This is a genomic window from Vibrio splendidus (assembly GCF_024347615.1).
GTDB classification, from domain to species: domain Bacteria; phylum Pseudomonadota; class Gammaproteobacteria; order Enterobacterales; family Vibrionaceae; genus Vibrio; species Vibrio splendidus.
On sequence record NZ_AP025508.1, the window covers coordinates 2,031,062 to 2,042,867 of the forward strand.

Annotated in this window: 11 protein-coding genes; 7 read left to right on the top strand and 4 right to left on the bottom strand. The window is 42.7% G+C overall.

Features of this window, described 5'->3' with window-relative positions; all coding sequences use genetic code 11:
• Positions 1 to 152: 152 nt before the first annotated feature.
• The gene (locus OCU90_RS09210; protein WP_004733627.1) at positions 153 to 1,061 is read right to left on the bottom strand and encodes a CvfB family protein; all 909 of its coding nucleotides are present in this window, start codon (positions 1,059 to 1,061) and stop codon (positions 153 to 155) included.
• Positions 1,062 to 1,089: 28 nt separating this feature from the next.
• Here OCU90_RS09210 and OCU90_RS09215 point away from each other — a divergent pair, with 28 nt between their 5' ends.
• Positions 1,090 to 2,445 (top strand): hypothetical protein, encoded by a 1,356-nt coding sequence (locus OCU90_RS09215; RefSeq protein WP_004733628.1) that lies wholly within the window; start codon positions 1,090 to 1,092, stop codon positions 2,443 to 2,445.
• Positions 2,446 to 2,574: 129 nt separating this feature from the next.
• Here the strand turns inward: OCU90_RS09215 and OCU90_RS09220 are convergent, their stop codons facing one another.
• Both OCU90_RS09220 and OCU90_RS09225 read right to left on the bottom strand, forming a co-directional pair.
• The gene (locus OCU90_RS09220) at positions 2,575 to 3,060 is read right to left on the bottom strand and encodes a PaaI family thioesterase (RefSeq protein ID WP_017082222.1); all 486 of its coding nucleotides are present in this window, start codon (positions 3,058 to 3,060) and stop codon (positions 2,575 to 2,577) included.
• A gap of 176 nt (positions 3,061 to 3,236) precedes the next feature.
• A complete protein-coding gene (locus tag OCU90_RS09225) occupies positions 3,237 to 4,124 on the bottom strand; it encodes a putative PEP-binding protein (RefSeq protein WP_017095590.1) in 888 nt (295 codons plus the stop codon).
• 207 nt (positions 4,125 to 4,331) lie between these two features.
• On the opposite strand from OCU90_RS09225, the gene OCU90_RS09230 reads away from it, so the two are divergent.
• On the top strand, positions 4,332 to 5,390 hold the full coding sequence (locus OCU90_RS09230) for a 3-deoxy-7-phosphoheptulonate synthase (RefSeq protein ID WP_017077204.1): 1,059 nt from the start codon (positions 4,332 to 4,334) through the stop codon (positions 5,388 to 5,390).
• Between the two features lie 12 nt (positions 5,391 to 5,402).
• Positions 5,403 to 5,885: a YajQ family cyclic di-GMP-binding protein gene (locus OCU90_RS09235; RefSeq protein ID WP_004733632.1), complete on the top strand. Its 483-nt coding sequence runs from the start codon at positions 5,403 to 5,405 to the stop codon at positions 5,883 to 5,885.
• Between the two features lie 181 nt (positions 5,886 to 6,066).
• Here the strand turns inward: OCU90_RS09235 and OCU90_RS09240 are convergent, their stop codons facing one another.
• The gene (locus OCU90_RS09240; protein WP_004733633.1) at positions 6,067 to 7,008 is read right to left on the bottom strand and encodes a precorrin-2 dehydrogenase/sirohydrochlorin ferrochelatase family protein; all 942 of its coding nucleotides are present in this window, start codon (positions 7,006 to 7,008) and stop codon (positions 6,067 to 6,069) included.
• Between the two features lie 481 nt (positions 7,009 to 7,489).
• On the opposite strand from OCU90_RS09240, the gene OCU90_RS09245 reads away from it, so the two are divergent.
• The 4 genes from OCU90_RS09245 to OCU90_RS09260 all read left to right on the top strand — a co-directional run bounded on the left by OCU90_RS09245 (position 7,490) and on the right by OCU90_RS09260 (position 11,681).
• Entirely contained in the window at positions 7,490 to 8,518 is a 1,029-nt protein-coding gene (locus tag OCU90_RS09245) for an amino acid ABC transporter substrate-binding protein (protein ID WP_004733634.1), read from the top strand.
• Positions 8,519 to 8,589: 71 nt separating this feature from the next.
• Entirely contained in the window at positions 8,590 to 9,795 is a 1,206-nt protein-coding gene (locus tag OCU90_RS09250) for an amino acid ABC transporter permease (RefSeq protein ID WP_004733635.1), read from the top strand.
• A gap of 1 nt (position 9,796) precedes the next feature.
• Entirely contained in the window at positions 9,797 to 10,894 is a 1,098-nt protein-coding gene (locus OCU90_RS09255) for an amino acid ABC transporter permease (protein WP_061024228.1), read from the top strand.
• A 22-nt stretch (positions 10,895 to 10,916) separates the two neighbouring features.
• Positions 10,917 to 11,681 (top strand): amino acid ABC transporter ATP-binding protein, encoded by a 765-nt coding sequence (locus OCU90_RS09260; protein ID WP_004733637.1) that lies wholly within the window; start codon positions 10,917 to 10,919, stop codon positions 11,679 to 11,681.
• Positions 11,682 to 11,806 lie beyond the last annotated feature (125 nt).

The following is an 11,806-nucleotide window of genomic DNA, read 5'->3' on the forward strand; positions in this document are numbered from 1 at the left end:
ATTTCCAATAACAAAAATCGCTTATTAGGAAATTTAAACTAGACTTCAGTCTAACAGTCAAAGAATTAGAACGATTAGCGTAGGCTCTTCGGAGCCCTTTCCCCTAAGCCCAAACAGGAAGGTTTGGGCTTTTTTTTTGCCGACAAGCTCGCTTATTTAACTAGGCTGATGCCTTCTTTGTCGATAGTGATCTTGCCAGACTTGTACAAACCACCAATTGTCTTCTTGAACGTACCTTTGCTGGTTCTGAATGCAGAGAAAATAACTTCCGGAGAAGATTTATCATTCAAAGGTAAGTAACCACCTTTCTTCTCAAGCAGATCGAGAACCTTAGTGCTTAGGTCATCCATTTTAGCCACACCAATTTTCTGAAGAGACAAGTCAATCTTACCGTCTTCTTCACGAACGTTTTTAATGTAGCCTTTTAGCGCTTTACCTATGAACAGCTTACCGATGATGTCTGATGGGAAAATCATGCCCCAATGCTCACCGTTCACGATCGCTTTGTAACCTAACTGGCTGCGCTCAGCGATAATGAGATCCACTTGCTCGTTTTGCTTATAAGTCGCAGGCGTGTTGTCTAACCACTTGTTGAACTTTGTTGTACCTACAATGCGGCTAGATGCTTTATCGATATACACATATACTAAGATTGACTGACCTTCGTTTAAACGGCCACGTTGCTCGCTGAAAGGAACAAGAAGGTCTTTACCTTTCACGCCCCAGCTCATGAATGCACCGGTGCTGTTTACGCCTTCAACCGTCATCAAGCCAAACTGCCCCACTTGAGCAATTGGTTTTTCAGTCGTTGCAGCAATCTGGTTGTCAGAATCAATGTATAAGAAAACATCCAGTTTTTGACCAATTTCAACACCTTCAGGAGTAAATCGTTTTGGCAGCAACACGGTTCCATAGTCGCTAGCGTCAAGGAATACACCGAAGTCGGCTTGCTTTACTACTTCTAAGTTGTTTATTTGACCAATATTAATCATCAAGATTTTCTCTACTTTAAATTTGGCGGTGATTATACGTGATCTCTGATATGCTTTCGCTAGTTTCATTCATATTTTTACATTCTAGGAGACATCGTTGATCACCGTTGATAAACAAGATGCGATAACACTCAAAATTAACCATGCAATGGCGAAGACCAAAAAGCTCGACATGGACGTTTATCTATTCATTCCCGGTGAACTCGGACTCACTCCCGAAGTACTTTCTGAAAGTGCCTTTTTCTACAGCTCAATTACTCAAAAGCGCGCCTACTACAGTGACAAGACACTGTTACCTTTGGTACACAGTCGCTTGGCAAAACGTGGACGCTTATCAACGACACAGTATCGTGTGAGTTTGAGTTTGTTCGCGTATCAATATGTTATTGCTTTAGATAAAGCCGTGAGCAGTTTAAATAAGACTGATAGTGACGACGTAACAGCGGATGAGGTTGATGAAGTTATTGAGCTCGCGTTAGACATCTTGAAGAAGCTTCGCCGAAGTATTCCTTATGAAGAAAACCTCAAACGCTACTACGCAAACATTGATAACTATCTTTCTTGGTACACAGAGCAAAAGTTCTTATCTCTGGTCTCTCATATGCCGCGTGGCAGCGAATACTCGACGATAAAAGAGCGACTCTTGACTTTGTGTGACAAAGAGACTGCCCATCGTAAACTTAATCGCTATAACTCAGCCAAGGTTCGTGAAGACGTAACGCGCCTGAGTAACAAGATGCGACTGCTGCGACGCTTGATAGAGCACCCTATCGTACTCAAGGAGAAGACCACCTCCATGGGTAAAAACGTTAAGCGTGCCGTTAAAGGTATTGCGACAGGCTTAGTCATGGTGGTCGTGACGACAACCGTCATATTGGCTCGTGATTTTCTGGGAGAGATTACCGCTTCTTTCATCGTGTCGATGTCATTTATCTACGCACTGCGTGAAATATTTAAAGATGACTTGAGAGACATCCTTTGGCGTTGGCTTCGTAAAGGCAAACCCAAGTGGAAGCGTCGCTACTTTGACCCAACAACCAATAAATCTGTCGGCCACAAGCTTGAATGGTTGGACTATGCGAACTTTTCCAAGTTAGCTGACCGTATTCAATCAATACGCAAGAAACGTGTCGTCCAGCGTGAAGAGCAAGTCTTGCACTATCGTTCACATACCGAGATGTCGACGTCAACATTCATGAGTGGTTACGAAGAGACTCGTGAAACGTTATCGATCAGCCTGAGAGCGCTGACACGCTTGATGGACAAGGGGTCAAATAACGTATATCGCCTGAATGAAGGGCAAGTAAGCCGTGAGTCTGTCGAAAAGCGTCACCTGCTCAACCTGATCATTAAAGAGAACAATCACGATACTGAACCGACCTATTACCGTTGGAAAATCGTAATGAACCGTTCAAAGATCGTTGATATCGAGCAAATCACCCAAGAGTCATAGCGTTGTTACGGTATGTGGATATTCAATTCACATACCGCTCTTCCACTTGTTCTACGAATGCCTTCAGTTGAACTATGACCTTCAGATCTAGATTCAGATTCAGATTCCGACCAACCTTATACTTCCGAGCTATTTTCTAGAAGGAACTTTCTTAATCGAAAGCGTTAGCGTGAACTCCGCCATTGGTTCATCGCCATGCAAAGACGGACAAGTCGCGATTATGGTCACGGGTTGATTCACACGCTCGCCAGTAGACATAGTTTCAGCCAGCATAGTGTTGATCAGCTCACCATCGTTACAAGTGAAATGGACGTCACCTTCTGGGCGCTTCAAGAAGTTACCTGTCACCTCTTTAAATGCCAGCGAGATCTTTTCGCCTTGCTGCTGAGATTTACTCATTGCAAGAAAGCCCCCCGCCACATCAGCACCTACTGCTAACACACCAAAGTACATGCTATTGAGGTGGTTCTTAGTTCGTCTTTTGAGAGGAATTTTCACTTCAACATGTTGATTATCCAGTGCGAGCAGTTTTGGTCGGCATAGCCAGATCAGAGGCACTTTGAAAAAGCCAAACATGCTCAAGTAGAAATTTGCTTTTTGTAGAGGGGTCAACATTCGAGTTACCTAGTCAAATAAGTCATCAGACCAGTTAATCGATTAGCGCTCGAGATGTCAAAAAAATGTTACAAAAAAGAGATATCATCGCATAATGATATCTCTTTCATTCTCAACGCTTTATTGCTTTAAATAAACTCATACAGCAAGTTGATTTATTTAGACAATAAGCTGGTCTATGCAGTAACGACTGTCTCAACACCGTCAAGATCAGCGATAAAGCCTTGTAGACGCGGGTAGTCCACCAAGCCTTGAGTCACAAGCAGGACGGGCTTCTTCGCGTTCAGCGTTGCTTTAACAATCATACTCAACAAGGTAATAACCGCCTCGTTTTGTGGATCAAAAGCATGTTGCTGAGCTTCATTGTGCTTGTCTACGCCTAAAGTGAAAGACGCTAAGCTATCAACGTTCACTACAACACCATCAAAGTAATGCAGCAATCTTTCGCTCAGTAGCACTGCAGACGGCACATCGCACGAGAACAGTACTTTCAAACCATTAAGGCCTCGCGGTAAGCCTTGCTCTGCAAGCAAATCAATAATCTTAGCGGCATCGCTTAGTGCTCGTACATACGGTACAACCACTTCAACGTTAATACCCTGCTCTCGCAATGTTTTAATTACCTGACACTCTAAAGCGAATGCTTTGCTGTACTCTGATGTTGCATAACGAGCAACCCCACGAACACCTAGTGCCGGGTTTATCTCTTCGGCTTCACAGTTACCACCAAGTAGTGAACGGAAGCCATAGCTGTCAGCACTACTTAACGCGATACGAACAGAAGTATGATTTGGCTGAACGGCAGCTTGGATGGCAATCACTAAGGTCGAAACAAAATGCTCATCGACTGTTTTATCGCCAAGGATCGCATCTAAAGAGGTTTTTTCGATATCAGTCAGTGTATCTAAGTGACTTTCAATACTTGGGTGATAGAAGATACGATCCATAACCAATTCAGATAATGAAACGTATAAGTGGTTAGAATTATTATTATCGTTGTAAGAAGGCAGCACATCACCTAAGACCAGTTCTGGGTGCAAAGTGCTTTGATTTTCTTGAGTCATTGCTGCTCCAGCATTTTTATGTTGTGTTCAAACGAAAATACCGATAGCTGCCTGTTAATACAAGTGAAAATCCCTTATTTGGCGCTGGCCTGCTGATAAAAATAAGAATATTAGCAATAACAGAGATAACTTTGACTTAAGAGAGTTTATTCCTCTGTTCAATTCCGTTATCTTAACCACTTCGCAATAGAATAAAAAAGCCATCACATGCCATTAAAAACTGATGAGTTGAGAACCCAAGCTCTGGGTCCTATGCCAACTCCTGCCGAACTAGGCAATGCACATCCTATTACTGACGACGTTGCTGAGCGCATTAAAAATTCTCGCCGCCAAATCGAAGATATTCTAACGGGTCGTGATAACCGCCTATTAGTTATCGTAGGCCCTTGCTCTGTTCACGATACAGAAGCGGCACTTGATTACGCCGAGCGTCTAAGTCAGATTCAAGACCAGTACAAAGATGAACTGTTCGTTGTAATGAGAACCTACTTCGAGAAACCTCGTACTGTTGTAGGTTGGAAGGGTTTGATTACCGATCCTAACCTTGATGGGTCATACGCACTTGAAACAGGCTTGAACAAAGCTCGTAAGCTTCTACTAGATATCAACAAGCTTGGCCTAGCTACCGCGACTGAATTCCTTGATATGATCACCGGTCAGTACATTGCAGACCTTATCACTTGGGGCGCAATTGGCGCTCGTACGACTGAATCTCAGATTCACCGTGAAATGGCTTCTGCACTGTCTTGCCCAGTTGGTTTCAAGAACGCAACTAACGGCAACATCAAAATTGCTATTGATGCGATTCGTGCTGCGCATGCTTCACACTACTTCTACTCGCCAGATAAGAACGGCCGTATGACGGTTTACCGTACTTCTGGCAACCCATACGGTCACGTAATTCTACGTGGTGGTGATAAAGGCCCTAACTTTGATGCTGAATCTGTAGATAACGCATGTAAGCAACTGGCTGAATTCGATCTACCTCAACGTTTGGTTGTAGACTTTAGCCACGCTAACTGTCAGAAACAGCACCGTAAACAGTTAGAAGTGGCACAAGACATTTGTGAGCAAATCAAATCTAACAAGAATCAAATTGCAGGCATCATGGCGGAAAGCTTCATTGTAGAAGGTAACCAGCCAATGACAGATATCAACAACCTAGAATACGGCAAGTCGATTACTGACCCATGCCTAAGCTGGGAAGATACTGCAACAATGCTAGATATGCTTGCAACAGCAATTAAAGATAGAAACTTAGCTTAAGGAAACAACACAATGCCATCATTTGACATTATCTCTGAAGTAGAAGCAGTAGAACTGCGTAACGCGGTAGACAACGCAAACCGTGAACTATCGACTCGTTTCGATTTTCGCGGCGTTGAAGCAAGCTTTGATTACAAAGATGAATCAGTAAAATTGACTGCTCAAGACGATTTTCAACTGAAGCAAATGCGCGATATCCTTCGTAGCAACCTAACAAAGCGTAATGTTGATCCTAACGCGATGGAAGCGAAAGCGGCAGACCAAACAGGTCGCACTTGGCACCAAACGGTTATCTTTAAGCAAGGCATCGAAACGGATGTCGCTAAGAAAATCGTTAAGCTAATCAAAGACAACAAAGTTAAGGTTCAAGCTTCTATCCAAGGCGACAAAGTTCGTGTAACCGGTAAGAAGCGTGATGACCTACAAGCTGTTATGGCTCTAGTTCGCAGCGGTGAACTTGGTCAACCTTTCCAGTTTGACAACTTCCGCGACTAATTTTTGAGTTTGAGCGACCGCTTATTTGGGTTGCTCATTCATCAGCACAATGTCGTGTTCGAAATAGCAAAAAGCCACTTCTTTGGGAAGTGGCTTTTTATTTATCGGGTCAATGTTATTCAGCGTCTCTAGTCGATTTCAAACAACTAGAAAGCGCTCACTTCAACTAAAATCTATCAACTCAACTGAGCACTTTGGCAACAGACAGTTTAAGGTCTTTGCCGGCCAGTAAATTGAACTCAACACTCGCTGGTGGAATAAAGACACACACTCGCAATTTCTCGGCCCTCGCTTGCTCAAGCTTGGTCGACAGCTCTCCACTGTCAGCATAACCTTCTCTTTCTGCGTCTCGGCGGCACAGGTCAACAAATTCAAATGGACAATCGCTCGGTGAAAGCACTAACTCTGCTTCTTGCATCAAACGTAGGGCCTTCATAGGCAATAACTCAACGTCTTGCTCAAATTCAATCCAAGTTACCTGACCTTCACTATCAACTTGCTCAGTCAGCGACTGTTGATAATACGATTCAAGTTGCTCCCTATCCGTCACTTGATTGATAAAACTGGATGACAAAAAGCGTTCCCAAAATTTGCGGCGTTCATCAACAGTAGGAAAGGACTCCTTAATCGAATTGCGTTTTGATGCACCAAAGTCCGCAATCAAACCTATGTTTTGTGGCAATACCGTTTCGAGTTTTTCTCTAATATTTCTCACCAAAACAGGTGATGCGCCCCCACTTGAGATCGCAATTTGGATTCTTCCGCGATTTATCATTGAGGGAGTGATGAAGTCACAATAGGGTAAGTCATCGACCACATTGACAAGAATACCCATTTTTTTTGCATCATTATGTACTTGATGATTTAGGTTTGGATTGTCTGTTGTTGCCCACACTTGTAAGTAGTTTTTCGAGATAAGTTGTGAAGAGTAAAAATTTTGAATCCAATGTAATTTATTCTCATCGACAAGCTGCTTTAAGTAAGGCTCTACCTTTGGGGACACTAACGTGACATCCGCCCCAGCTCTTAACAAGCTATCGACTTTTCGGCAAGCAACCTCACCCCCACCCACCACTAAGATCGGCTTATTTTCTACATCTAAAAACATTGGGAAATAACGCATGTTCTTCCTTGAGGTGACTTCAATAACTATTCAGCCATGCTACCAAATTTGGAGCATATTAATAACTATCCAAGTGCAATAAAAATATTTATTCACCAAATTTCAATCTTTCTGAAGTTTAATGTTTCATCATTGTGACATTGATTCAGAATATTAACCTAGTCAATTGTCAATATAAAAATCTAAATCTCGTTGCACCAACAGTGTGAAGCGCTGCACTATTTACATTAAGTTAACATTTGGTCATTCTAATTGTGTTCGGATTTGTGATTTCATTCAAAATTCTTTTTAAATTATACATTTGTGAAAGTACGGATCCTTTCCTAACCTTATAAATAGTTGTTTAAATCGCACACAGTTTCATTTGCAAAATGCAACCAGTTTGATTTGAGTAACAAGGTCATAGAAAACGCAACACATATAGAAAAACTCAAATGAGCACGAGTATCAGGTGTCACCTGGTTAACAAGGAAGGATACAAATGACAAATAAACTAACACTTCTTGCTTCAGTAGTAGCTGCATCAACTGCGATGATGGCAACATCAGCATCAGCGGCAGAAAGCACTCTGGACAAAGTCACATCTCAAGGTTTTCTAACTTGTGGTGTAAGTACCGGTCTTCCAGGGTTCTCTAACCCTAACTCAAAAGGTGAATGGGAAGGAATTGATGTTGAGTATTGTCAAGCTCTTGCAGCGGCTGTACTCGGTGACAAAACTAAAGTTAAGTATGTACCTCTTACTGCTAAAGAACGTTTTACCGCGCTTCAATCTGGCGAAATCGACGTACTATCTCGTAACACAACATGGACACTACATCGTGACACTGCTCTAGGTCTGAACTTCGTAGGCGTTAACTACTACGATGGTCAAGGCTTCATGGTTAAGAAAGAACTCGGTCTAACAAGTGCTCAAGAGCTTGATGGCGCTTCTGTATGTGTTCAATCAGGTACAACAACTGAACTTAACCTAGCCGATTACTTCCGTAACAGTGGCATGTCTTACAAGCCAGTGGTATTCGATACGGCAGCACAAACATCTAAAGGCTTCGACGCGGGTCGTTGTGATGTGCTAACGACTGACCAATCTGGTCTATACGCACTTCGCCTAAACTTAGCTGATCCTAAATCTGCACAAGTACTTCCTGAAATCATCTCTAAAGAGCCACTAGGCCCTGTTGTTCGTCAAGATGATGACAAGTGGTTCAACGTTGCTAAATGGACACTTTCAGCAATGATTAACGCGGAAGAGTACGGTATCTCTTCTAAGAATGCTGACGAAATGCTTAAGTCAAAAGATCCAAACATCAAACGTATTCTTGGTGTAGACGGTCCTAAAGGTAAAGGCCTTGGTATTCGTGACGATTGGGGTTACCAAGTCATTAAACAAGTTGGTAACTACGGTGAGAGCTTCGAACGTACTGTTGGTACAGGTTCACCACTACAGATCTCTCGTGGCGTAAACGCACTATGGAATGCGGGCGGCTTTATGTACGCTCCACCAATCCGTTAATAAATTTACAAGCATCAATTAGGGCGGACTTTTCCGCCCTATTTATTAAATGGATTTGAGGTTATAGCAGTATGAAACCTAATGAAACTATTTCTCCAGCTCAGGCAAAGCCACAGCCCAAAAGTGCCAACCTTTTTTACAACCCCACTTTTCGCTCAATTGTTTTCCAAATTCTCGCCGTCGGGGCGCTTTGTGCTTTCTTCTACACGATTGTAAACAATGCACTCACTAACTTAGATTCCCGTGGTATCGCCACTGGTTTTGATTTTTTATCTCAAGAAGCTGGTTTTGGTATCGGCTTAACACTGATTGAATACGACGAAACATTCTCATACGGTCGAACCTTCTTTATCGGTCTTCTCAATACCGCTTTGGTTTCTGTACTCGGCATCATGTTAGCCACGGTACTGGGCTTTAGTATGGGTATTGCAAGGCTCTCTTCAAATTGGTTAGTTAGCCGATTTGCAGCTATCTATATTGAGATATTCCGAAACATCCCTCTTCTGTTGCAAATCTTTTTCTGGTATTTCGCCGTTCTACAAGCTTTACCTTCTGCTCGTCAAAGTATGAGCCTTGGTGAAGCCATTTTCTTGAACGTACGTGGTTTGTACTTCCCTGCACCAGTGTTAGAGCAAGGCAGTAGCATTGTGATCGCATCATTGATTACTGGTGTCATCGCTACTTTTGTTATCAACATCTGGGCTAATAACAAGCAAAAGCTAACCGGCCAACAAACACCAATGTTGCGAATTGCTGCGGCACTGATTGTGGGCTTACCGTTGGTAACTTACTTTGTTATGGGTATGCCTATCTCTGCGGAGTACCCAGTTTTGAAAGGGTTTAACTTCAAAGGCGGTATTAGCATCATCCCTGAACTAGCAGCGTTGATGCTTGCTTTAAGTATCTACACAGCAGCGTTCATCGCCGAGATTGTGCGTTCAGGTATTAACGCGGTAAACCATGGGCAAACAGAGGCTGCGATGTCTCTAGGTCTCCCTAGAACACGAACCCTCAAGTTGGTGATTATTCCACAAGCATTAAGAATTATCATTCCACCATTAACCAGTCAGTATTTGAATCTGACCAAAAACTCATCACTTGCGATGGCCATTGGTTATCCCGATCTTGTGTCTGTATTTGCAGGAACAACATTGAACCAAACTGGACAAGCTATCGAAGTAATCGCGATGACAATGGGCGTCTACCTGACTCTAAGCCTATTAACATCCGCTCTAATGAACATATACAACCGCAAAGTAGCGTTGGTGGAGAGATAAGATGAGTACACATCAATTTCAACCTGATCTTCCGCCTCCAGCGAATACTGTTGGACCTGTCGGTTGGTTAAGAAAAAATCTATTTAATGGACCAATTAACAGTGTCGTCACTGTGATCCTTGGTTATTTTGCTTTCACTTTATTGTGGGCAATAGCAGATTGGGCATTCATTAATGCTGATTGGATTGGAACAACACGTGATGCCTGTACTAGCGACGGTGCTTGTTGGGTTTTCATTAGTGTTCGTTGGGACCAATTCATGTACGGCTTTTATCCAGAAGCTGAACTGTGGCGCCCTCGCCTTTTCTACGCAACGTTAGCTATTTTTGTCGTTTTGTTAGCTTACGAAAAAACACCTAAGCGCACGTGGATTTGGTTGTTCTTCGTAAACATCTACCCGTTTATCATTGCTGGCTTACTATACGGTGGTGTATTTGGACTAGAGGTTGTTGATACCCATAAATGGGGCGGTCTACTAGTTACGCTGATCATCGCACTTGTTGGTATTGTAGTGTCACTTCCTATTGGCGTTGCATTGGCACTTGGGCGTCGTTCAGAGATGCCGATCATCCGCAGTATGTGTACTGTTTACATCGAAATTTGGCGTGGTGTACCGCTGATTACGGTTCTATTTATGGCATCGGTAATGCTTCCGCTCTTTTTATCAGAAGGGATGGAAACCGATAAACTGATCAGAGCGTTGGTTGGGGTAGTACTATTTAGTGCGGCTTATATAGCAGAGGTAATCCGCGGTGGTTTGCAAGCAATACCAAAAGGTCAATACGAAGCCGCTGATGCTTTAGGGTTGAGCTACTGGAAAAAAACAGGGCTTATCATTCTACCTCAAGCTCTTAAAATCACGATTCCTTCAATTGTGAATACCTTTATTGGTTTGTTCAAAGATACCAGTCTGGTTTTAATTATCGGTATGTTTGATGTATTGGGAATTGGCCAAGCCGCGAATACCGATCCTGAATGGCTTGGGTTTTCAACAGAAAGTTATGTATTTGTCGCGTTAGTGTTCTGGGTGTTTTGTTTTGGCATGTCGAGATACTCGATTTGGCTAGAAAACAAACTTCACACCGGTCACAAACGATAATTAACAAGATCAAGGACGTATTATGACGCAGCAAACAGAAAACAACTCTCAAGGTCTTATGATCGAGTTAAAAGACATGAACAAGTGGTACGGTGAGTTCCACGTTCTTAAAAACATCAATTTGGAAGTTAGAAAAGGCGAGAAAATTGTAATTTGTGGCCCTTCCGGTTCAGGTAAATCCACGATGATTCGCTGTATCAACCGATTAGAAGAGCACCAAAAAGGTCATATCTTCGTTTCAGGTAATGAACTTACAGAAGACCTGAAGAACATTGAAGCCGTACGCAGAGATGTAGGTATGTGTTTCCAACACTTCAACCTATTCCCTCACTTAACGGTTTTAGAAAACTGTACTCTGGCCCCTATTTGGGTGAAGAAGATGCCGAAAGAGGAAGCTGAAGCCATCGCTATGAAATTCCTTGAGCGTGTAAAAATCCCTGAGCAAGCGGATAAATTCCCAGGACAGCTTTCAGGTGGCCAACAACAACGTGTAGCAATCGCTCGTTCTTTATGTATGAACCCTCAAGTCATGTTGTTTGATGAACCAACATCGGCACTCGACCCGGAAATGGTTCGTGAAGTACTAGACGTTATGGTTGAGCTTGCAGAAGAAGGCATGACGATGTTGTGTGTAACGCACGAGATGGGTTTTGCTAAAGAAGTTGCCGACCGCGTTATCTTTATGGATGCAGGTGAAATCATAGAAGAGAACAACCCTGTCGACTTCTTTGAAAACCCACAATCGGACAGAACGCAGAACTTCTTGAGCCAAATCTTGCACCATTAATGTGTTATGATGCATAAACTATAGAGGCGGCTTAGGTCGCCTCTTTATTTTTCAAGGTTATAGATAGTTTTTCAAAGGTTATAAATCATTAGCCAGTAACTATAAAAGTTTGAACATCGAGTATT

Excerpts from the sequence above, each read along its gene's own strand:
- OCU90_RS09220 (WP_017082222.1), bottom strand. The coding sequence starts at position 3,060 with ATGTTGACCCCTCTACAAAAAGCAAATTTCTACTTGAGCATGTTTGGC.
- OCU90_RS09260 (WP_004733637.1), top strand. The coding sequence starts at position 10,917 with ATGACGCAGCAAACAGAAAACAACTCTCAAGGTCTTATGATCGAGTTA.
- OCU90_RS09240 (WP_004733633.1), bottom strand. The coding sequence starts at position 7,008 with ATGCGTTATTTCCCAATGTTTTTAGATGTAGAAAATAAGCCGATCTTA.
- OCU90_RS09235 (WP_004733632.1), top strand. The coding sequence starts at position 5,403 with ATGCCATCATTTGACATTATCTCTGAAGTAGAAGCAGTAGAACTGCGT.
- OCU90_RS09255 (WP_061024228.1), top strand. The coding sequence starts at position 9,797 with ATGAGTACACATCAATTTCAACCTGATCTTCCGCCTCCAGCGAATACT.
- OCU90_RS09225 (WP_017095590.1), bottom strand. The coding sequence starts at position 4,124 with ATGACTCAAGAAAATCAAAGCACTTTGCACCCAGAACTGGTCTTAGGT.
- OCU90_RS09210 (WP_004733627.1), bottom strand. The coding sequence starts at position 1,061 with ATGAAACTAGCGAAAGCATATCAGAGATCACGTATAATCACCGCCAAA.
- OCU90_RS09230 (WP_017077204.1), top strand. The coding sequence starts at position 4,332 with ATGCCATTAAAAACTGATGAGTTGAGAACCCAAGCTCTGGGTCCTATG.
- OCU90_RS09245 (WP_004733634.1), top strand. The coding sequence starts at position 7,490 with ATGACAAATAAACTAACACTTCTTGCTTCAGTAGTAGCTGCATCAACT.
- OCU90_RS09250 (WP_004733635.1), top strand. The coding sequence starts at position 8,590 with ATGAAACCTAATGAAACTATTTCTCCAGCTCAGGCAAAGCCACAGCCC.